Source organism: Desulfuromonas versatilis, assembly GCF_019704135.1.
In the GTDB taxonomy this organism is placed as follows: Bacteria; Desulfobacterota; Desulfuromonadia; order Desulfuromonadales; family NIT-T3; genus Desulfuromonas_A; species Desulfuromonas_A versatilis.
On the sequence record NZ_AP024355.1, the window covers coordinates 32,893 to 53,951 of the forward strand.

Genomic DNA, 21,059 nt, shown 5'->3' on the forward strand with positions numbered 1-21,059 from the left:
AACCGGCGATACTACGAAAAAACGGCGCCCCCCATCGCGGGGGGCGCCGTTTTTGTTTGAGGCCTGGCGCTGCGCTTCAGCTGCGCAGCCGGTAGCCGCGCCCGACCAGCAGGGCGGCCCAGGCAAACAGCACGGCGGCCATCAGCAGCGTGATGCCGAAGGAGTGCAGCAGCGGGGTGTCGCCGACCCCGAGGATGGCGTGACGGAAGCCGTCGATGAGGTAGAACAGGGGGTTGAAGCGCGAGAGGTGCTCCCAGAAAGGCGGCAGGATGGATATCGGGTAGAACACCCCGCCCAGGTAGATCAGCGGCAGGATGACGAAGTTGTTGTACATGGAAAGGGCGTCGAAGGTGTTGGAGTAGATGGCGGCGATGATGCCGAACTGGGCGAACAGAAAGCTGGCCAGGCAGGCCATGAGCGCCGCCAGCACCGGCTGCACCCAGGGGAGAGAAGCGAAGAACATGGAGATGATCCCCACCGCCAGCCCGACCAGCAGCCCGCGCAGCATCGCCGCCAGGGTGTAGGCGAAGATGAACTGGGGCGGGGTGATGGGGGTGACCAGCAGATCGACGATGTTCCCCAGGTAGCGGGCCATGAACAGCGACGAGGAGGTGTTGGCGAAGGAGTTGGAAATCACCCCCATGAGGATCAGTCCTGGGATGACGAATTCGGCGTAGCTGAACCCCTCGATGACCGAAAGGCGTTCGCCGAGGGTGGCGCCGAAGACGAAAAGGTAGAGCGAGGCGGTGATGATCGGCGTCAGCAGGGTCTGCACCGAGACCCGGAAAAAGCGCAGCACCTCGCGCTGCAGCAGGGTGGCGAAGGGGAGCCAGCGGATTATCCGCGGCCGGGGGCGTGCCTGGCTCATCGCTCCCCTCCCCGGCCGTTTTTCACCCGCATGCCGGTCAGCTCGATGAACACCTCCTCGAGGCCGGCCTTGCGGGTTTCGATTTCGGCGATCTCCACCCCGACCCGGGTCAGGGCGCCGAGGGCATCGCCGGCGGTTTTGCCCGGCGGGATGGCCAGGGTCAGGGTTTCGCCGCCGGCCTCGAGAGTTGCGCCGAAAGCGGCCAGCTCGGCAGGCACCTGCCCCAGAGGTCGGGACAGAGTCAGTACCAGGCACCGATTCTCCAGGCGCCGCAGCAGCTCGGGGGTGCGCTCCAGAGCGATCAGCTCGCCATGGTTCATGATGGCGATGCGTCCGCACATCTGCTCGGCCTCCTCCAGGTAGTGGGTGGTCAGCAGCACCGTGGTCCCCTCGTGGTTGATCTCGCGGACGAAGTCCCACAAACCGTGGCGCAGCTCCACGTCGACCCCGGCGGTCGGCTCGTCGAGAATCAGCAGCCTGGGCTTGTGGATCAGCGCCTTGGCCACCATGAAGCGGCGCTTGAGGCCGCCGGAGAGCTTGTTCATCGGCTTGTGCAGGTGGGGGCCCAGGTCGAGCCTTTCGATGAGCCGCTCCCGCCAGGCTGCGTCGGCTGGGGCCCCGTAATAACCGGAATGGATGCGCAGCGCCCGGTCGATGGGGAAGAAATGGTCGATGACGATTTCCTGGTGCATGACCCCCACCAGGCGCCGGGTCCTCCGGTACTCGCGCTGGTTGTCGTAGCCGAAGACCTTGACGCTGCCGCGGTCGATGCGGGCCACCCCGGCGACCATGTTGATGGTGGTGCTCTTGCCGGCGCCGTTGGGGCCGAGCAGGCCGAAGATCTCCCCGGGGGCGATAGCAAATTCCACCCCCTTGACCACGGCGGTACCGGCGAAGCTTTTCCAGAGGTCGGTGATTTGCAGGGCGTTGGTCATGGCAATTGGGGCCCGGGCGCGGCTCCACCGTGGGTAGGGGCCTGGTTCCAGGCTCAGGCCTGTCCGGTTTCTTCCGCTTTTTCTTCCGGCTCCTCCACCGCCTTCTTCTTGCCGAACAGCCGCGCCACGATGATGCCGACCTCGTAGAGGATGATGAACGGCAAAGCGATGGCGGTCTGGGAGAACACATCCGGCGGGGTCAGGATGGCCCCGATCACGAAGGCCAGCAGCAGCGCGTATTTGCGGTTCTTCGCCAGCCACCGGTGGTCGACGACCCCCATGCGGGCCAAAAAGAAGATCCCGATGGGCAGCTCGAAGACCAGGCCGAAGGCCATCAGCAGGCGAAAGGAGAGGGTCAGGTAGGAGCCCATGGAGAGCATGGCGTTGATCTCTCCCGAGCCGGTGCCGAACTTGATGAGAAAGGTGAAGATGGTCGGAAAGACAAAGGTGAAGCCGAAGTAGGTCCCGGCCCCGAAGCACAGGGTGCTGGCAATGACGAAGGGGACGGCCAGCTTTTTTTCATGGCTGTAGAGCCCCGGGGCGACAAAGGCCCACAGCTGCCAGAAGATGACCGGCAGGGCGATCAACAGGCCGGCGATGGCGCCCACCTTCAGGTAGGTGAAAAACGGCTCGGTGGCGTTGATGAAGACCAGCGAGCTGCCTTCGGGAAGCGCAGAGCGCACCGGTTCCGAGACGAACGTGAACAGGCGCTCGGCAAAGCTGTAGCAGGCCATGAAGGCCACCAGCCAGGTCCCGCCGGCGATCATCAGGCGCTTGCGCAGCTCTTCGAGGTGGCTGGTGAAAGGCAGTTCCTGCTCGACTTCAGCAGCCATGCGGATCGTCCTTGGGGCGAACCGCATCGGCCGCCGCGGTTTCGGCCCGGGGCGACTCCTGCTGCGGGGCCTGATCGGCAGCTTGCGGTGACGGCGGGACGCCGTCCACGTAGGGGTTGGCCGGCGGCGGCTCCGCGGCCGGGGGCACAAGCTTGCCGTCCTTGGCCAGCCGATCGCGGGTTTCCGCGGTGCGGACCTCGTCGTTGATGGAGCTCTTCAGCTCCTCGGTGGCGCGCCTGAATTCGGCCAGCCCTTTTCCCAGGGCCTTGGCGATGTCGGGCAGTTTTTTGGGGCCGATGACGATCAGGGCCAGGGCCAAAATGAGCAACAGCTCGGGCATGCCGATTCCGAACATGAAAAAAATCCTCGCGTAAAACGGTTTGGGTCGCTATAACGGTGTGCAGAGAATAGCCCCATTCACCGACCCTGTCAAGGTCAAAGGCCGATAAGGGTTTGACATATCAAGGCTTTTGATCTAGTATACTTCGATTAACCACTGCCAGGAAGGTTGCTTGGATGAAACAGGAAGAAATCATTCAGGAGATCCGTCGGCTGGCCGCCGAGCGCAATGCGCTGCTGCTGGCTCACAACTATCAGCGCGATGAGATTCAGGCTCTCGCCGACATCACCGGGGACTCCCTCGGCCTGTCCATGGAGGCCGCGCGCACCGACAAGGACGTGATCGTCTTCTGCGGCGTGCACTTCATGGCCGAAAGCGCCTCGATCCTGGCGCCGGACAAGATCGTGCTGCTGCCCCGGCCCGATGCCGGCTGCCCGATGGCCGACATGGTCACCCCCGAGGGGCTGCGCGAGCTCAAGGCCAGGCACCCCGGGGTGCCGGTGGTCACCTACGTCAACTCCAGCGCCGACGTCAAGGCCGAGAGCGACATCTGCTGCACCAGCTCCAATGCGGTCAACGTGGTCAACTCGCTGGAGGCCGACGAGGTGATCCTGGTCCCCGACCGCAACCTGGGTCGCTATATCGCCCAGCACACCGACAAGAAGTGCATCTTCTGGGAGGGTTACTGCCCCACCCACGACCGCCTCGACGTCGAGGCCGTCAAACGGGCCATGGCCGAGCACCCCGATGCCCTGTTCATGGCCCATCCCGAGTGCCCGCCGGAGATCCTCGAGCTGGCCCAGCACATCTGCTCGACCAGTGGCATGTACGATTTCGCCCGCAACAACCCGGCGAAGACATTCATTGTCGGCACCGAGGCCGGCATTCTCTACCGGCTGCGCAAGGAGAACCCCGGCAAGGAGTTCATCCTCCCCTCGGCCAAGCTGATTTGCCCCAACATGAAGCTCACCTCCCTCGAGGACGTGCTCAAGAGCCTGCAGACCATGAGCCCGGAGATCACCGTCCCCGCCGCCATCCGGGAAAAGGCCAAGCTCACCCTCGACCGCATGCTGGCGGTGCCGCGGGACTAATGAGATATCAAGCTGTCAGCAAAGCCCCACTTCAGGGGGGCTTTGCTGACAGCTTCCCCTTTCCAATCTATGCAACCTGAACACCCTTCCGCTGAAATCGCCCATACTACGGTCCGCTCCTTCGTCGAGGGGGTCACGGCCGGTCCGACCCGCAGCGAAGTGCTCGGCCTGGTCGGCTCGGCAGGCGCCCACCTGCTCGCCGGGCTGCTGGGCGGCAGCGCCGAGACCCTGCTGGTGCTGGTCCCGGACCAGAAGCAAGCCGAGCGGCTGGCCGCCGATCTCGACTTCTTCCACGGCCGCCCCGGCGAGGTCTTTCTCTTCCCCCACTGGGAGGTGCGCCCCTACGAGGCTTTAAGCCCCCATCCCGAGGTGGAGGCGACCCGTCTGGCCACCCTGGCGGCGCTGCACGAGGGGCGGGCCCGGGCGGTGGTGGCGCCGGTGCGCGCCCTGCTGCAGAAGATCATCCCCCGCCCGGTGCTGGGCGGGCTCTGCGAGCGGCTGGTGGTGGAGGACGAATACGACCGCCCGGCGCTGCTCGCCAGGCTGCTGGCCCTGGGCTACGGCTCGGTGCCGCTGGTGGAGGACCGCGGCACCTTCTCGGTGCGCGGCGACCTCCTCGACATCTTTCCGCCGACCCGCAGCCAGCCGGTGCGCATCGAGTTTTTCGGCGACTACATCGAGCGGATGCGCCCCTTCGACGCCGGCAGCCAGCGCTCCTCCGAGCAGGAGCTGGAGGAGCTGGTGCTGCTGCCCGCCCGTGAAATGGTGCTGGCCGGGGTGCATCTGGAAACCTTCGCCGCGCAGCTCAAGGAGCGCTGCGATGCCCTGGAGATCCCCCGCCCGCGCCGCGAAGCGATTCTCGAGGAGGCCCGCGAGGGGCTGATGGCGCCGGGGCGCGCCTTTCTCCTGCCGCTCAACTACGGCGGGCTCGACACCCTGTTCGACTATGCGCCCCGGAGCAGCTGGGTGGTGGTCGACCCCCCGGCGGTGGAGGCCGAGGCCGACCGCTTCGCCGCCGAAGTGGCCGAGGGCGAGGCCCGCGCCCGCCGCCAGGGCGAGCCCTATGTGGCCGGCGCCGAGCTGTTCCTTGGGCCGTCCGAGCTCGAACAGCAGCTCGCCCTGCGCCGGCGTATCGACCTGTCCTCGCTCAAGGTCTACCGCATCGAGGACCAGCGGCCGGTGTTCCGGGTGCAGGCCGAGGGCAACGGCGACATCCGCTCCGAGCTGCGCGGCGAAGGCGGGGGCCTGGCCCTGCTCGCCGAACGGCTCAAGCAGTGGCAATCCGGCGGCTGGAAGGTGCTGCTGGTCTGCCACCAGCGCGGCCAGGCCGAGCGTCTGCTCGACCTGCTCGAGCCCCACGGCCTGCGCCCCCCCTTCGACCCGGGCGGCTCGCTCCGGCTGCTGCGCTCCGGCCAGGCCCTGCTGGTGCTCGGCGAACTCTCGGCGGGCTTCCGGCTGCCGGATGAGAAGCTGGCGGTGGTCACCGAGGAGGAGATCTTCGGCCAGCGCGTGCGCCGCCGCGGCCTCACCGAGGCCCGCGCCCAGGCCCTGCTCTCCTCGCTGGCCGAACTCAAGGAGGGGGATTTCGTGGTCCACGCCGACCACGGCATCGGCCGCTACCTGGGGCTGCTGCACCTGGCCATGGGCCCGGTGGAGGGGGATTTCCTGCACCTGGAGTACGCCGGCGAGGACAAGCTCTACCTCCCAGTCGACCGCATCGAGAAGGTGCAGAAATACGTCGGCGGCGAAGGGCACGTGCCGCGCCTCGACAAGATGGGCGGCAGCGGCTGGGAGAAGGCCAAGCTCAAGGCCCGCGCCGCGGTGGAGGAGCTGGCCCGCGAGCTGCTCAAGATCTACGCCAGGCGCGAAATGAGCGAGGGCTTCGCCTACTCGCCGTCTGACCGCATGTTCCGCGAGTTCGAGGCCGCCTTCCCCTACGAGGAGACCCCCGATCAGCTCGCCGCCATCGAGGAGGTGCTCGCCGACATGGAGTCGGCGCGGCCCATGGACCGGCTGATCTGCGGCGACGTCGGCTACGGCAAGACCGAGGTGGCGATCCGCGCCGCCTTCAAGGCGGTGCTCGACGGCCGTCAGGTGGCGGTGCTGGTGCCGACCACGGTGCTCGCCCGCCAGCACCTGGAGACCTTCCGCGAGCGCTTCAAGGGCTCGCCGGTGGAGATCGACATGATCTCGCGCTTCCGCAGCGCCGGCGAGATCCGCCAGGCCCTGCAGCGCGCCGCCGAGGGCAAGGTCGACGTCCTGGTCGGCACCCACCGGCTGCTGCAGCGCGACGTCAAGTTCAAGGACCTCGGCCTGGTGATCGTCGACGAGGAGCAGCGCTTCGGGGTCAGCCACAAGGAGAAGCTCAAGAAGCTGCGCGCCGAGGTCGACATGCTGACCCTCACCGCCACCCCCATCCCCCGCACCCTGCACATGAGCATGATGGGTCTGCGCAGCCTCTCGGTCATCGACACCCCGCCGGTGGACCGGCTGGCGGTGCGCACCTACGTCACCCGCTTCGAGGACGAGCTGATCCGCGACGCCATCCTGCGCGAGCTGCGCCGCGGCGGGCAGGTCTTCTTCGTCCACAACCGGGTGCAGTCCATCGGCGCCATGGCCGATTTCCTCAAAACCCTGGTCCCCGAGGCCAAGGTCGCGGTGGGCCACGGCCAGATGGGCGAAAAAGAGCTCGAAGAGGTGATGGTCGATTTCATTGACGGCCGCGCCAACGTGCTGGTCAGCACCACCATCATCGAAAACGGCCTCGACATCCCGCGGGCCAACACCATCATCATCAACCGCGCCGACTGCTTCGGGCTCGCCCAGCTCTACCAGCTGCGCGGCCGCGTCGGGCGCTCCAGCCAGCGGGCCTACGCCTACCTGCTGATCCCCGGCGAGGGGATCCTCACCCGCGAGGCCCGCGAGCGGCTCAGGGTGCTGCAGGAGCTCACCGAGCTCGGCGCAGGCTTCCGGGTGGCCAGCCACGACCTCGAGCTGCGCGGCGCCGGCGACCTGCTCGGCGGACGCCAGGCGGGGCAGATCGCCGCCATCGGCTTCGAGATGTACGCCGAGCTGCTCGAGGATACCATCCAGGAGCTCAAGGGGCTGGCCCGCGAGGACAAGGTCGACCCCGAGATCCGCCTGGGGCTTTCGGCCTTTCTGCCCGAGAAGTACGTCCCCGACCCCAACCAGCGCCTGGTCTTCTACAAGAAGCTGGCCGCCGCCGACCACGAGGAGGCCCTCTACCTGGCCGCCGACGAGCTGCGCGACCGCTACGGCGAGATCCCCGAACCGGCCGAGCTGCTGCTCGAGGTGATGAAGCTGCGGGTGCTGATGAAGCGGCTGCGGGTCGAGCTGGCCGAGTACGACGGCCGCCGGCTGGTGTTCGGCTTTCACGCCCGCACTCCGGTGCCGCCGGATAAAATCCTGCGCCTGCTGGAAGACCCGCAGAAGCGCTACCAGTTCACCCCCGACTACCGGCTCTCCATCCAATTGGGCAAACTGCCCGGCGAGGAGCTTCTCGGGGTCGCCAAAAAAGCGTTGCAGGGCTTTCTCTAGCTGTGCTAGCTTGTTCTCCTCCGGCCCCGCCGGCAGGGAGCAGGCCAATGGCTGGCCAGCCCTCGGCAGGCCGGATTTGCCCTGGCCCGTTACCCCCCCGGAACCCATGATTCCCTTGCGCTACCTTATCGGCCTGTTGCTGGTGCTGCTGCTGGTCGGCTGCGAAAAGAAAACGGCGGAGTCCTCGCCGGTGCTGTTGCAGATCGACGGGCGCACCGTCTCCCTGGAAGAATTCCGCCGGCAATTCGAAAAAACCCTCCCCCCAGGGCACTCCCTGTCGGTGGAGGAGACCGAGGACCTGCAGCGCTCCTTCCTGGTGCAGCTCATCGACCGCGAACTGGCGCTGGCCGAGGCTGTGCGCCTGGGGGTGGTCCTGGCCCCCGAGGAGCTCGAGGCGATGGTCGCCGAGTACCGGCGCGACTACCCCGAGGGGGCCTTCGAGGAGATGTTGGCCGAAAGGGGAGTTTCCCTCGCGGACTGGCGCCGGGAGCTGGAGGAAGGGTTGCTGATCGAGAAGGTGGTTCGCCAGGCGGCTTACTCCGACATCGAGGTCAGCGAAGAGGAAATAGCCGAATACTACCAATCGCACCACGATGAGTTCGACCGCCCCGCCCAGGCCCGGGTTCGGCAGATCGTGGTCGGCGACGAGCAGGAGGGCAGGACCCTTCTGGAAGCGCTGCAGGCGGGCGAGGATTTCGCCTTCCTGGCCAGAAACCATTCACTTTCGCCCGATGGCGAAGATGGCGGCGATCTCGACTTCATCAGCCGGGGGGAGATGCCCCCCGAGTTCGACGAGGCCGCTTTTTCCCTTCCGGTCGGCCAGCTCAGCGCCCTGGTCAAGAGCGACTACGGGTATCATATCCTGCTGGTCGAGGAGCGGCGTGACGCGTTGCGGCTCTCCCTGGAGCAGGCCCGGGAGCAGGTCCGCGACCTGGTGCTGGAAACCAAGCAGGATCTCGCCTACCAGCAGTGGCTGCAGGATCTGCGCAGCCGCGCTGCCATCGAAGTAAACTGGTCGCTGCTGTAGTGGCCCAACGGGGATAGACACGATGAAACGCATAGTCTCACTGGCCCTGGCCGCCGTTCTGGCCCTGGCGTTGAACGCCCGGGGCGAAATCGTCAACCGCATCGCCGCGGTGGTCAACGACCAGATCATCTCCACCCACCAGCTAGACAAGGAGCTGACGGCCCGGCGCGGCCCGGGGTGGCTCAGCCTGCCGGCCGCCCAGCAGGAAACCCTGCGCCGCGAGACCCTGCCGGGGCTGATCGAGGAGACCCTGGTCCAGCAGCGGATCGCCGAGCTGGGGCTCAAGGTCAGCGACGACGAACTCGAAGCGGCGATCCAGGACGTACAGCGCCAGAACAAGCTGACCCGCGAGCAACTGATGCAGGCACTCGAGGCGCAGGGGATGTCCTTTACCGACTACCAGGAGAATCTGCGCAAGCAGATCCTGCGCTTCAAGCTGGTCGGTCGCGAGGTGCAGAGCAAGGTCGAAGTGACCAGCCAGGAGCTGCGGGATTACTTCCGCGACCATATCGACGAGTATCGCGAGGCTCCCTACCTGGCCCTGAGCCGGATCAGCTTCCTCATCCCCAAGGGGGCGGATTCCGGACAGATCGATGCGCTGCACGCCAAGGCCGAGCAGGCCCTGGCCCGGATCCGCGGCGGCGAGGATTTCCACGAGGTGCTGTTGGCCTTTGTGGCCGAGAACAGCGCCGAGGGGGGCGACATGGGGACCTTCGCCGAAGGGGAGCTGACCGCCACTTTCGAGGAGGCGGTGCGCGGGCTTGCCCAGGGCGAGGTCGCTCCGCTGGTGGAGAGCGTCGACGGGTTTCACATTCTCAAGGTGACCGAGAAAAGCCCCGGGAAAATCCGCCAGTTCGACGAGGTCAAGGGCGAAATCGAAAAGGCCCTCAAGGAGCGCAAATCCGAAGAGGGGTTCAAGACCTGGGCCGAGGGGCTGCGCAAGAACGCCTACGTCGACATCCGCCTGTAACCCTCGACTCCACTTATGCAAAAGGCCCCGCCGGTATCCTCCGGCGGGGCCTTTGTTTTTGTCCGGCCAGGGGTAGCTATTCCAGGGACATGACCGGACAGTTGACGATAAAGCCGGCCGCCCGCAGGCCGCCCAGGGCCGGATTCATCGGCCCAAAGCCGCCGCTCGCCAGGGCGCCGTCCTCCACCAGATCGGCGACGTCCTCGTGGTGATCGAGCAGCCGCCGTTCGCCGGCGGCAATCGCCTGCTCCGTCCAGACCGCCGGGTGCACGTCCCAAAGCGGGCTGTAGATCGGCAGGCGGCCGCGGTTGCGGGGATGCACCTCGGTGATGTTGAGCGGCGAGCCTTCGCCCAGCAGCGCCGAGGAGAGGCCCTGGCGCTCGGGGTTGTCGACGCCGGTTTCGCCGTTGACGATGGCCACGATGGCGGCGCGGGCCGAGTCAGCGGCGTTGGAGGCCAGGCCGGGGGCGGCGTTGAGGTTCGGCGCGAAGGTGGACTCCTCCAGCGCGGCCGCCGTCGGGTCCGAGGCGTCGGTGCTCAGGTAGAGAATGTTCTTGCCGTGGTACAGCCCCGGGGTCAGCCTGAGGGTCACTTCCTCGCGGGCCAGGTCGATGGCCACGACCTTGTCGTGCAGCCCGCTGCCGTTGGCGACCTGCGGCGCGTTCAGGACCACCCCGTCGCCACTGGTGATCAGCGGGGAATAGGCCGCATCCCCGAGGGAGCCGGGCTCCGCCAGCTCCGGGGGGAAACCGGTCTCGGGGTTGGGGACCAGGCGGTGCTCGGGGGTGAAGTCGACGGTGCCGCTAAAGACCACCAGCCCCCTTTGCTCGGTGACCGTCTGCACCGCCGCGCTGCCCAGGGCATTGACCAGCTTGGGAGACCAGTTGACCCCTTTTTCCCGGGCGAGGTCCCGGTCCGAGGCCTCGGTGACGATGTACCAGACGGTATCGCCTGCCGCGCTGCGGGCCTCGAACAGCGGCAGGGTGATGGTTTCGTTCTCCTCGTCCAGGGCGATGGTGCTGTCCAGGAACTGCTCCCGCGCCTCGCCGGACGGGGTGGGTATTATCAGACTCAATGGCAGGACCAGAACACCCGCCAGCCAGATGATGCCTTGACCACGAAGTGACATGACTGCCTCCATTGTCGATCGAGCGTGATTGCCCTCAGCCCCATTTTACGTCCGGTTTTAATCGCCTGTCGCCCCGGTTCTGCCGGCCGCGGTCCCCTGCTTTTCCTGCCCTCGATATCGGACAGGGGTCATTTCTTGGCCTCGAATTCCAGGGACGCGGAGTTGATGCAGTAACGCTGCCCCGTGGGGCGTGGCCCGTCGTTGAAGACGTGGCCGAGATGCCCGCCGCAGCGCGGGCAGATCACCTCGTTGCGCACCATGAAGAAGCTGCGGTCCTTGCGCAGCTCGACGTTTTCCGGGGCCACCGGGGCATTGAAGCTCGGCCAGCCGGTGCCCGAGTCGAACTTGGTCTCCGAGCTGAACAGGTCGAGGCCGCAGGCGGCGCAGCGGTAGATGCCGTGGCCGTGGTGATCCCAGTACTTGCCGGTAAAGGCCCGCTCGGTCCCCTGTTCGCGCAGGACGTGGAACTGCTCGGGGGTCAGTTGTTTTTTCCATTCGCTTTCGGACTTGGTGACTTTTTCGCTCATGACGTATTTCCCTTCCGCGCTGGAATAAACTTTCAGCCTGGTGTCGGCGATGGCGCCCCCCCCGCGTTCTCCGGTGAGGCGCCCGGGGCCTTGGCCGCGGCCAGTCCCACCAGCAGCAGCCCCAGCAATAATGCGGCGTAGCTTCTCATCAGCGGATCTCCTTGCTGCCCGAGGGCCCTGGCTCAATTATCGCCTTTTCCCGGGCTTTGGTGGGGGCCGGCGATGATTAAACCTTAGCAGGGTGGGATAAAGTGCGGATAAAGGGCAATTAAAGATCTGGTAAAGAATGGGGCTCAGTCGGGCAGGGTGAACCAGACGCGGGTCTCCCCGGGGGAGCTCTCCGCCCCGACCAGGCCGCCGTGGGCCTCGATCAGCTCCTTGACGATGGCCAGGCCGATCCCCGCCCCGCCGGCTTCGCGGCTGCGCGAACGCTCGGCGCGGAAGAAGCGCTCGAAGATGAAGGGGAGATCCGCCGCGGCGATCCCCTCGCCGCTGTTGGCGATGACCAGGCGCACCGCCCCGGTGTCGCGCTCGGTGCGGATGCTGACCCGCCCCCCCTGGGGGGTGTATTTCCAGGCGTTGTCCACCAGGTTGCGCAGCGCCTGCAGCAGCTTGTCCCGGTCGGCCTGCACCTGCTTTGCGGCCGGGTCGTAGCGGGTCTCGACGCGGATGCCGCGGGCCTCGAAGTTGGGCCGATAGAGCGCCAGCAGCTGGTTGATCAGCTCGGGGAGGGCCAGCGGCTGACGCTGCAAAAAGGCTTTGGCCGCATCGGCGCGGGCCAGCTGCTGCAGGTCCTCCACCAGGTGCACCAGGCGCAGGATCTCCTGCTGCAGCATCTCGAAGGTCTGCCGCGTGGGGGGCAGCACCTCGTCGGCGAGGCCCTCCAGGTAGCCGCGCAGGTTGGTGAGCGGGGTGCGCAGCTCGTGGGCCAGGTCGGCGACCATGGTCTTGCGCAGCCCCTCCACCCGCGCCAGGCTGTCGGCCATGCGGTTGAAGGCCAGCCCCAGTTCGCCGACCTCGTCCCGCGAGGTCACCTCGACCCGCGCCGAGTAGCTCCCCGCGGCCAGCTCCCGGGTGATCGCCGCCATCTGGGCCAGCGGCCGCAGCACCCGCTGCGTCAGCAGGAAGCTCAGCAGCAGCGCCAGGGCCAGCGCCGCCAGGGTGGCCCAGAGCAGGTAGCGGTGGATGGCGGCGAGGAACATCTGGTGGGTCTCGGTGGGCGAGACCATGTACTTGTCCATCAGCACCATGAAGTAGTCGGCCGCCAGCTGGTCGATGGCCCACCAGATCACCAGGATGATGACGGCGATGACCGGCACCACATTGATCAGCAGCAGCTTCCACAGCAGGCGCTGTTTCACCTCACCCCTCCCCCGGTTCGGCGAAGCGGTAACCGAAACCGCGCACGGTGAGGATCAGCCGGGGCCGGGCGGGGTCCTGTTCGACCTTCTGCCGCAGCTTGCCGATGTGCACGTCGATGACCCGGTCGACCACCACCTCGCCGTGCTGGTAGAAGTGGTTGAGCAGCTCCTCCCGGGAGAAAACTCGCCCCGGGGCGCTCATCAGGGCGCGCAGCAGCTTGAATTCCGAACCGGTCAGCTCCACGGGCCGTCCGTGCAGGGTGACCTTGTGCTTGAGCGGATCGAGCACCAGCCCGGCCTGGACCAGGGGGCGCTCCCCCGGGTGGGGGGAGCCGCCGACCCGGCGCAGGATCGCCTTGACCCGCTCCACCAGCTCCCGCGGGCTGAAGGGCTTGACCACGTAGTCGTCGGCGCCCAGGGAGAGCCCGAGCACCCGGTCGATCTCTTCCTCCCGCGCGGTCAGCATCAGGATCGGCACGTCGGAGAAGCGGCGCAGCTCGCGGCAGATCTCCCAGCCGTCGAGCTTGGGGAGCATCACGTCGAGGATGACGAAGCCTGGGGCCTGGCGGCGGGCCAGCTCCAGGGCCTGCTCACCGTCGTAGGCGGCGAGGGTCTTGAATCCTTCGCGCTCGAGGTAGGTGGCGACCAGGGCGGAGGTGTTGCGGTCGTCTTCGGCGATCAGGATCGGGCCCTGCAGCGCGGCGGGGTTCATGGGCGGCTCCTGGTTTTTTTCGCGAATGGGAACTACTTGAAATTATAACAACGCAGGTGGGTGATTGCCTTGGCGGCCGGGTTCGGAGCAAAAAAAAACAGGGGTCTCGCCCCCTGACGGCGACTTACTCTTTTGGTGTGCGCCAAAAGAGTAAGCAGAAAAACGCACCCCGATCCTTGCCCGCCTGCGGCGGTTCCCTGCGCTGCGCAGACGTTTGGCGGACGGGCAAAAACTCGCTGCGCTCAGACATTTGCCCGTCTGGGTCGCCAAACGTCCACTCCGCTCCGGCGGCGTCACAGGGGGAAGAAAAACGCACTTCTAATACCCCAAAAAAGCAAGGGACCGCGTCGGCGGTCCCTTGGGGTGGTGCATCCGTTGGTCGAAGCTGGCTCAGTCGAGCAGCTCGGCGATCTTCGCCGCCATGCCGGTGTAGCTGGCGGGGCTCATTTCGAGCAGGCGCTGTTTGTCCTCGGCGGCCAGCTCCAGGGTTTCGACGAAGCTGCGGATGGTTGCGCGGTCGATGACGTTGCCGCGGGTCAGCTCCTTGAGCTTTTCGTAGGGCTTCTCGATGCCGGCCTTGCGCATCACGGTCTGGATCGGCTCGGCGAGCACCTCCCAGGCCTGGTCCAGGTCGCCGGCCAGCTTCTGCTCGTTGAGCTTGAGCTTGCCCAGCCCCTTGAGGGTCGACTTGTAGGCGATCAGGCTGTAGCCGAAGCCGACCCCCATGTTGCGCAGCACGGTGGAGTCGGTGAGGTCGCGCTGCAGGCGCGAGATCGGCAGCTTGGCGCTGAGGTGGTTGAAGACGGCGTTGGCCAGCCCGCAGTTGCCTTCCGAGTTCTCGAAGTCGATGGGGTTGACCTTGTGCGGCATGGTCGAGGAGCCGATCTCGCCCTTGACCGTCCTCTGCCCGAAGTAGGCCATGGAGATGTAGGTCCAGACGTCGCGGTTGAGATCGGTGAGGATGGTGTTCCAGCGCGCCAGGGCGTCGAACAGCTCGGCCATGTAGTCGTGGGGCTCGATCTGGGTGGTGAACAGGTTCTGCTTGAGCCCCAGCTCCTTCTCGATCACCCCCTTGGCCAGGGCGACCCAGTCGACCTGCGGGTAGGCGCTGAGGTGGGCGTTGAAGTTGCCCACGGCGCCGTTGAGCTTGCCGAGGATCTGCACCGCGGCGATGTTCTCGCTCTGCTTCCGCAGGCGCGCGGCGAACACCGCCAACTCCTTGCCGATGGTGGTCGGCGAGGCGGTCTGACCGTGGGTGCGGGCCAGCATCGGCACCTCTTTGAACTCGGCGGCCAGGCGCTTGAGAAAGGCGATGATCTGCTCCTGGAACGGTCCGATGGCGGCCAGCCCGTCCTTGAGCATCAGGGCGTGGGAGAGGTTGTTGATGTCCTCGGAGGTGCAGGCGAAGTGGATGAACTCGCTGAGCTCCTCCAGGGGCGAGCCGGCGATCTGCTCCTTCAGGTAGTATTCCACGGCCTTGACGTCGTGGTTGGTCACCGCCTCGATGGCCTTGACCTTCTCGGCCTCGGCGGGGGTGAAGCGCTCGACGATGTTGCGCAGCAGCAGCTCCTCCCCGGCGCTGACCGCGCGGCACTCGGGGATGCCCGGCTCGGCGCACAGCGCCAGCAGCCACAGCACCTCCACCTTGACGCGGTTGCGCAGCAGCGCGTATTCCGAGAAGCACTCGGTCAGTTCCTGGACTTTCGATCCGTAACGCCCGTCGATGGGGCTGATGGCGGTAATCATCGGCTGTTTTCTCCTTATTCGTTCGATTCGACGGCAATTTAGCTCAGTTGGGCGGTTTCTGCAACCCTCAACGGCAGGCCGCGGGGCGATTTTCGGCGGAGCCGGCGCCGGGAGAAGCCGTTGACAACGGCCGGCGGATAGATGTTAAGTTGAGCGCAGCTTCGCGTTGCCCGCCGCACGAGCGGGCCGCGGCCATGGCAAAATCGGATGGAGGAGAAGCGATGAGCCGATACGCAAACCTGCTGCTCGAGACCGCCGGGGGGATCGCCACCCTGACCCTGAACCGCCCCAAGGTGCTCAACGCCCTCGACGAGGCGACCCTGCGCGAGCTGGGCGAGGCGGTGGCGGCGCTGGAGAGCGACCCCGAGGTCAGGGTGATCATCCTCACCGGCGCCGGCGAGAAGGCCTTCGCCGCCGGCGGCGACCTGGCGGCGGTGGTCGATTTCGGACCGCTGCAGGCAAGGGCGTTCGCCCGGCTTGCCCAGGGGGTGCTGGGCGCCATCGAGGGGTGCGCCAAGCCGGTCATCGCCGCGGTCAACGGCTACGCGGTGGGCGGCGGCTGCGAGCTGGCCATGGCCTGCGACATCCGCCTCGCCGGCAGCAACGCCCGCTTCGGCCAGCCCGAGGTCAACCTGGGGATTCTCGCCGGCTGGGCCGGCACCCAGCGCCTGCCGCGGCTGGTCGGCAAGGGGCGCGCCCTGGAGCTGCTGTTGACCGGCGATCTCATCGACGCCGCCGAGGCCCTGCGCATCGGTCTGGTCAACCGGGTGACGGCGCCGCAGGAGCTGCTCGCGGCGGCCCGGGAATTGGCCGAAAAAATCGCCGCCAAGCCGCAGACGGCGGTGCGCCTGACCCGCGAGGCGGTGCGCAACGGCCTGGAGATGGACGGCGCTCGCGCCGAACACTACGAGGCCGAGCTGTTCGCGCTCTGTTTTGCCAGCGGGGATCAGAAGGAGGGGATGCGGGCGTTTCTCGAGAAACGCAAACCCCGGTTCAGGGATCGCTGAAGGAGGGTTGCCCGCTCAAAAGGCGCTCAGGTAGCGCAGGATGCCGAGCAGGCTGATCACCGCCAGCGCCACCAGCGAGACGCGGATCTCGTCGGAGCTGCGCCGGCGCCGCCGCAGGTTGGCGGCCAGCCCGGCCAGGCTGAAGGCCAGCCCGGCGAGCATCGAGTAGAAGAGGTAGCGCGCCAGCTGCAGGTCCCAGGTGGTGCGCAGCCGGATCTGGTACCAGCGCTCGAAGAAGGTTTCGATTTCGGGTTTGGCCAGATCGAGAAACACCAGGGCGGCCAGCATGGCCAGCCAGCCCAGGCCCCCCAGCCAGCGCAGCGAACGCACCAGCGGGTCGGGTCCCCTGCGCCGCTCGCGAAACGGTTCTGCCTCGTTGACCATGGCGCTTCCCCCCCCTTCCCCGGCGAATCACGACTGCCCGCATCATAGCAACTGCCCGGCAGCCGGTCCAGGCTTTTGGCCGGCGAGGCCGCCGCTGCTCCCATCCCCTTTGCCATTGACAGGACCCGGTCATTTTGTAACAGTGTTTGTCTGGAGCCGGTCCGGACGAACCCGGGCCTGGCCCCATTCATGTGGGAGCTGTTAGAGGATGGCCGAAGAAAACATCTTTTTCCTGCCGGTGAGCCAATTCTGCCGACGGGTCTATTACACCTGCGAGGTGGACGAGCCGGTCGTCGAACTGGCGGCGACCATGGCCGAAAAGAACGTCTCCAGCCTGGTGGTCCGCGCCGGCGGCGATCCGGTGGGGATCATCACCGACCGCGACCTGCGCAACAAGGTGGTGGCCATCGGCGCCGATCCGCGGGCATTGCGGGCGCGGCAGATCATGAACGGGCCGCTGATCACCGTGAGCGAGCAGGACAGCTTTTTCGAGGTGGTTTACCAGATGTCGCGGCACGGCATCCACCGGGTGGGGGTGGTGGACGAGCAGGGGCGGCTTTGCGGCATGGTCGTCGAATCGGACCTGATCAAGCTCCAGACCAAGTCCCCCCAGCACCTGGTCAAGGAGTTCGAAAACGCCGCCAGCATCGCCGAGCTCAAGGCCCATTACCGGGAGATCGAGGAGCTGGTGGTGTTCCTGCACAATGCCGGGGTGCGCACCCCCGACCTGGTGCGGCTGATCTCCGATCTGCACGACCAGCTCCTGCTGCGCCTGGTGGAGCTGCTGCGCGAGGAGCGCTTCCCCGAGCTGACCGAGCGCTTCGCCTTCGTGGTACTCGGCAGCGAGGGGCGCGGCGAGCAGACCCTCAAGACCGACCAGGACAACGCCATCATCCATGCCGAAGACCTGGGCGCCGCGGAGCTGGAGCGGCTCGAGGCCTTCTCCGCGGCGCTGATCGCGGCGCTGATCGAGATCGGCATCCCCGAGTGCCCCGGCGGGATCATGGCCAAGAACCCCTTCTGGAGGCGCAGCCTGGGGGAGTGGACCCGGGCGATCGACCAGTGGATCGGCAACCCCGTCTCCCAGAACATCCTCAATTTCAGCATGGTCGCCGACGTGCGCCTGATCTACGGCGACCCCGGGCTGGTCGCGGAGCTCAAGGAGCACATCCTCGGCCGCAGCGCGGGCAACACCCTGTTCATGGCCCGGATGGCGGCCAACGTGGCGCGCTTCAACCCGCCGCTGGGGATCTTCGGCGGCTTCAGGGTCGAGAAGGAGGGGGAGCACAAGGGGCAGATCGACCTGAAGAAGGCCGGGATCTTCGTCATCACCGAGGGGATGAAGGTGCTGGCCCTGGAGGCGGGGCTGCTGGGCGGCTCGACCCGGGAGAAGATCGGCCGGCTGCGCGACAAGGGGGTGCTCGGCCCCAAACAGGCCGAGGACCTGGAGGCCAGTTTCACCCTGCTGGCGTTTTTCCGGCTGCGCGGCCAGGTGAAAGCCATCGCCGAAGGGGGCGAGCCTGACAACTTCATCGACCCCGAGTCGCTCAACCGCGTCGAAGAGGCCCGCTTTCACGAGGCCCTCGAGGTGGTGAAGTCCTTCCAGGGGACGCTCAAGGGGCATTTCCGCCTGAACATGCTGGCAGGCTAGCCAGCCGGGGAAGATCAGCCCTTGAACAGCATCTGCGCGGCGTCGTAGAGGGTCTCCGACAGGGTCGGGTGGGGGTGGATGGTGTGGCGCAGGTCCTCGGCGACGGCGGCCATCTCCAGGGCCAGCACCCCCTCGGCGATCAGCTCCCCGGCGCCGGGGCCGGCCATGGCCACGCCGAGCAACCGCTGGGAGGCGGCATCGACGATCAGCTTGGTCAGGCCCTCCTCGCGGCCCAGGGTCAGGCACCGGCCGTTGCCGCGCCAGGGGAGCTTGGCGGTCTTGATCTCGAGCTTCTGCGCGCGGGCGGCGGTTTCGGTCAGCCCGCACCAGGCGATCTCCGGGTCGGTGAAGACCACCGCGGGGATCGCCCGCGGCTCGAACAGCGCCTTGTGCCCGGCGGCGGCCTCGGCCGCGACATGGGCCTCGGCGTAGGCCTTGTGGGCCAGCATCGGCTCGCCGGCGATGTCACCGATGGCGAAGATGTGCCTCTCGGCGCTGCGCCGCTGGCCGTCCACCTCGACGAATCCCTTGGCGTCGAGCCTGACGGTGGTGTTCTCCAGGCCGAGCCCTTCCGTATTGGGGCGCCGGCCGATGGCTACCAGCACCTGGTCGAAACGCCGCGTGCTCTTTTCCCCCTTGCCGTCCTCCAGGCTCACCTCCACCCGGTTTTTTTGCGGCCGCAGCTTGGTCACCCGGGTACTGAGCAGGATTTCCGAAAACCTTTTGTCGAGCCGTCGCCGGAGCACCGAGACCAGGTCGCGGTCGCAGCCGGGGAGCAGCCCGTCGGTCATCTCCACCAGCGAAACCTGGCTCCCCAGGGCGGCATAGACCGAGCCAAGCTCCAGGCCGATGTAGCCGCCGCCGATCACCAGCAGGCTCTTGGGGATCTCCGCCAGTTCCAGCGCCGCGGTGGAATCGAGGATCCGCCCGCCGTCCGGATCGGTCCCCGGGAGCGGGATCGGCCGTGAGCCGGTGGCGAGGATGGCCTGTTCGAAGGCCAGCTCCCCCTCCTCCCCCTCGGCGGTGGTGATGGCCAGGGTCGTGGCATCCTTGAACCTGGCCTTGCCCCGCAGGTAGGTCAGCTTCAGCTGTTTGGCCCTGGCCCCCAGCCCCCCGGTCAGCCTGTCGACGACCCCCTTCTTCCACTGCCGCACCCGCTCCAGGTCGATTTGCGGCTTGCCGAAGCTCACCCCGAGGGCCGCGGCCTCCTCGGCTTCGCCGACCATCCGGGCCAGGTGCAGCAGGGCCTTGGAGGGGATGCAGCCGCGGTACAGGCAGACCCCGCCGGGGTTGACCTCGGGGTCGACCAGGGTCACCGCGAGTCCCAGCTCGGCGGCCCGGAAGGCCGCGGCGTAGCCGCCGGGACCGGCGCCGATGACCACCAGCTGGGCTTTGCCGGGAATGGAATCGGGCGGGTTCATCGGGATCGTCCTTTCCTTCTGAATAGGGGTGGCGCTTGGCTAGGAATTTTCCATCACCAGCTGCAGCGGATTCTCGATGGCCTCGCAGATCCAGCGCAGAAAGCGCGCGCCGTCGGCGCCGTCGATCACCCGGTGGTCATAGCTCAGGGCCAGGGGCAGGACCAGCTCGGGGACGAACTCGCAGCCGTTCCAGACCGGCTGCTGCTGGGCCCGGGAGACCCCGAGGATCGCCACCTGGGGGGCGTAGACCAGCGGGGTGAAGGCCTGGCCGCCGATCCCGCCGAGGTTGCTGATGGTGAAGGTCCCCCCCTCCAGGTCGGCCGGGCTGATCTTCCCCTCGCGGGCTTTGCCGGCGATTTCGTTCAGCTCCAGGGCCAGCCGCGCCAGCCCCTTGCGCTGGGCCTCGCGCAGCACCGGCACGAGCAGGCCCCGGGGGGTGTCGACGGCCACCCCGATGTGCACCGAGTGCTTGAGGACCAGCTCCCGGGCGGCCAGATCGAGGCTGCTGTTGAAGCGGGGGAAGGCCTGCAGGGCCGTGGCGCAGATTTTCGCCAAAATCGCCGTGGTGGTCAGCTTGCCCGCGGCCGCGACCCGCTGGTTGAACTCCTTGCGGTATTTCTCCAGCGCGGTAATGCGGGCCTGGTCGTACTGGGTGACCATGGGGATGGTCGACCAGGCGTAGCTCATGGCGTCGGCGGTCAGTTCCCGCACCCGTGAGAGCGGCTCGCGGCTGACCTCGCCCCAGCGGGAAAAATCGGGCAAGGGGCGCTGGGCATGCAGCCCCGGGAACTCTCCCACCGCCGCGGGCGCCGGCCCGCCGCCGGTGATGCGCTGCATGGTTTCCCGGACGAACAGGCGCACGTCGCTCTCGCCGATCCGGCCGCCGGGTCCGCTCCCCTGCACCTGGTAGATGTCGACCCCCAGCTCCCGGGCCAGGCGGCGCACCGAGGGTGCGGCCGGGGCGACCTGCTCGCCGCGGCGCACCAGGCTCAGATCAGGCTTGCCGGCCCGGAACTCCTCCTCCCTCTCCGGCTTGGCCTCTTCCTTCTCCGGCTTGGCCTCTTCCCTCTCCGGCTTGGCCTCTTCCCTCTCCGGCTTGGCCTCTTCCCTCTCCGGCTTGGCCTCTTCCCTCTCCGGCTTGGCCTCTTCCCTCTCCGGCTTGGCCTCTTCCTTCTCCGGCTTGGCCTCTTCCTTCTCCGGTTTGGCCTCTTCCTTCTCCGGCTCGGCCTCTTCCTTCTCCGGCTCGGCCTCGCTTTCCGCGTCCATCAGCATGATGACCGCGCCGACCTCCACCTCGTCCCCTTCGTTCACCTTGATCTCGGTGATCTTGCCCGCCGCGGGCGAGGGGATGGCCACCACGGCCTTGTCGGTCTCCAGCTCGAGCAGGGTCTGGTCAGCCTCCACCCGGTCGCCGACGGCGACGGCCAGGGACACCACGGTCCCCTGGTGGACCCCCTCGGAAACCTCGGGAACTTTGATTTCAAGCGCCATGGTTCTCT

Annotated in this window: 18 protein-coding genes; 6 read left to right on the top strand and 12 right to left on the bottom strand. The window is 67.1% G+C overall.

Annotated features, from left to right (window positions below; genetic code table 11):
• Positions 1-76: 76 nt before the first annotated feature.
• From DESUT3_RS00170 to DESUT3_RS00185, 4 genes are read right to left on the bottom strand one after another with little or no spacing between them, the layout of a single operon-like run.
• Positions 77-868 (bottom strand): ABC transporter permease, encoded by a 792-nt coding sequence (locus DESUT3_RS00170; protein ID WP_221250450.1) that lies wholly within the window; start codon positions 866-868, stop codon positions 77-79.
• Complete coding sequence (locus tag DESUT3_RS00175) at positions 865-1,803, bottom strand: ABC transporter ATP-binding protein (protein ID WP_221250451.1); 939 nt, start codon at positions 1,801-1,803, stop codon at positions 865-867. Before DESUT3_RS00175 ends, DESUT3_RS00170 begins: the two co-directional genes overlap by 4 nt.
• Positions 1,804-1,856: 53 nt before the next feature.
• Positions 1,857-2,636: a twin-arginine translocase subunit TatC gene (gene tatC, locus DESUT3_RS00180; RefSeq protein WP_221250452.1), complete on the bottom strand. Its 780-nt coding sequence runs from the start codon at positions 2,634-2,636 to the stop codon at positions 1,857-1,859.
• On the bottom strand, positions 2,626-2,991 hold the full coding sequence (locus DESUT3_RS00185) for a twin-arginine translocase TatA/TatE family subunit (protein WP_221250453.1): 366 nt from the start codon (positions 2,989-2,991) through the stop codon (positions 2,626-2,628). The genes tatC and DESUT3_RS00185 overlap by 11 nt, the downstream gene beginning before the upstream one ends.
• A gap of 125 nt (positions 2,992-3,116) precedes the next feature.
• Between DESUT3_RS00185 and nadA the strand changes: the two genes are divergently transcribed.
• The 4 genes from nadA (at position 3,117) to DESUT3_RS00205 (ending at position 9,622) form a co-directional block, all read left to right on the top strand.
• Entirely contained in the window at positions 3,117-4,067 is a 951-nt protein-coding gene (gene nadA / locus DESUT3_RS00190) for a quinolinate synthase NadA (RefSeq protein ID WP_225911726.1), read from the top strand.
• A 69-nt stretch (positions 4,068-4,136) separates the two neighbouring features.
• A complete protein-coding gene (mfd, locus tag DESUT3_RS00195) occupies positions 4,137-7,625 on the top strand; it encodes a transcription-repair coupling factor (RefSeq protein WP_221250455.1) in 3,489 nt (1,162 codons plus the stop codon).
• 106 nt (positions 7,626-7,731) lie between these two features.
• Positions 7,732-8,652, top strand: coding sequence for a peptidylprolyl isomerase (locus DESUT3_RS00200; RefSeq protein ID WP_221250456.1), 921 nt, complete (start codon positions 7,732-7,734; stop codon positions 8,650-8,652).
• A gap of 22 nt (positions 8,653-8,674) precedes the next feature.
• Entirely contained in the window at positions 8,675-9,622 is a 948-nt protein-coding gene (locus DESUT3_RS00205; RefSeq protein WP_221250457.1) for a SurA N-terminal domain-containing protein, read from the top strand.
• Positions 9,623-9,698: 76 nt separating this feature from the next.
• Here the strand turns inward: DESUT3_RS00205 and DESUT3_RS00210 are convergent, their stop codons facing one another.
• The 5 genes from DESUT3_RS00210 to purB form a co-directional block, all read right to left on the bottom strand.
• Positions 9,699-10,751, bottom strand: coding sequence for a hypothetical protein (locus tag DESUT3_RS00210; RefSeq protein ID WP_221250458.1), 1,053 nt, complete (start codon positions 10,749-10,751; stop codon positions 9,699-9,701).
• Positions 10,752-10,879: 128 nt separating this feature from the next.
• Complete coding sequence (gene msrB, locus DESUT3_RS00215; RefSeq protein WP_221250459.1) at positions 10,880-11,278, bottom strand: peptide-methionine (R)-S-oxide reductase MsrB; 399 nt, start codon at positions 11,276-11,278, stop codon at positions 10,880-10,882.
• A 293-nt stretch (positions 11,279-11,571) separates the two neighbouring features.
• On the bottom strand, positions 11,572-12,639 hold the full coding sequence (locus tag DESUT3_RS00220) for a sensor histidine kinase (protein ID WP_221250460.1): 1,068 nt from the start codon (positions 12,637-12,639) through the stop codon (positions 11,572-11,574).
• Position 12,640: 1 nt separating this feature from the next.
• Positions 12,641-13,351, bottom strand: coding sequence for a response regulator transcription factor (locus DESUT3_RS00225; RefSeq protein WP_221250461.1), 711 nt, complete (start codon positions 13,349-13,351; stop codon positions 12,641-12,643).
• Between the two features lie 390 nt (positions 13,352-13,741).
• Positions 13,742-15,097 (bottom strand): adenylosuccinate lyase, encoded by a 1,356-nt coding sequence (gene purB / locus DESUT3_RS00230; protein WP_221250462.1) that lies wholly within the window; start codon positions 15,095-15,097, stop codon positions 13,742-13,744.
• Between the two features lie 221 nt (positions 15,098-15,318).
• Between purB and DESUT3_RS00235 the strand changes: the two genes are divergently transcribed.
• Entirely contained in the window at positions 15,319-16,104 is a 786-nt protein-coding gene (locus DESUT3_RS00235; RefSeq protein WP_221250463.1) for an enoyl-CoA hydratase-related protein, read from the top strand.
• 15 nt (positions 16,105-16,119) lie between these two features.
• Here DESUT3_RS00235 and DESUT3_RS00240 read toward each other — a convergent pair whose 3' ends face one another.
• On the bottom strand, positions 16,120-16,488 hold the full coding sequence (locus tag DESUT3_RS00240) for a hypothetical protein (RefSeq protein ID WP_221250464.1): 369 nt from the start codon (positions 16,486-16,488) through the stop codon (positions 16,120-16,122).
• 208 nt (positions 16,489-16,696) lie between these two features.
• Here DESUT3_RS00240 and DESUT3_RS00245 point away from each other — a divergent pair, with 208 nt between their 5' ends.
• Positions 16,697-18,139 (top strand): putative nucleotidyltransferase substrate binding domain-containing protein, encoded by a 1,443-nt coding sequence (locus tag DESUT3_RS00245; protein ID WP_221250465.1) that lies wholly within the window; start codon positions 16,697-16,699, stop codon positions 18,137-18,139.
• 14 nt (positions 18,140-18,153) lie between these two features.
• On the opposite strand, the gene lpdA is transcribed toward DESUT3_RS00245, so the two are convergent.
• Together lpdA and DESUT3_RS00255 are read right to left on the bottom strand one after the other, a co-directional pair.
• Positions 18,154-19,560, bottom strand: a complete 1,407-nt coding sequence (lpdA, locus tag DESUT3_RS00250; RefSeq protein WP_221250466.1) for a dihydrolipoyl dehydrogenase — start codon at positions 19,558-19,560, stop codon at positions 18,154-18,156.
• Between the two features lie 39 nt (positions 19,561-19,599).
• Entirely contained in the window at positions 19,600-21,051 is a 1,452-nt protein-coding gene (locus tag DESUT3_RS00255) for a 2-oxo acid dehydrogenase subunit E2 (RefSeq protein WP_221250467.1), read from the bottom strand.
• Positions 21,052-21,059: the final 8 nt, after the last annotated feature.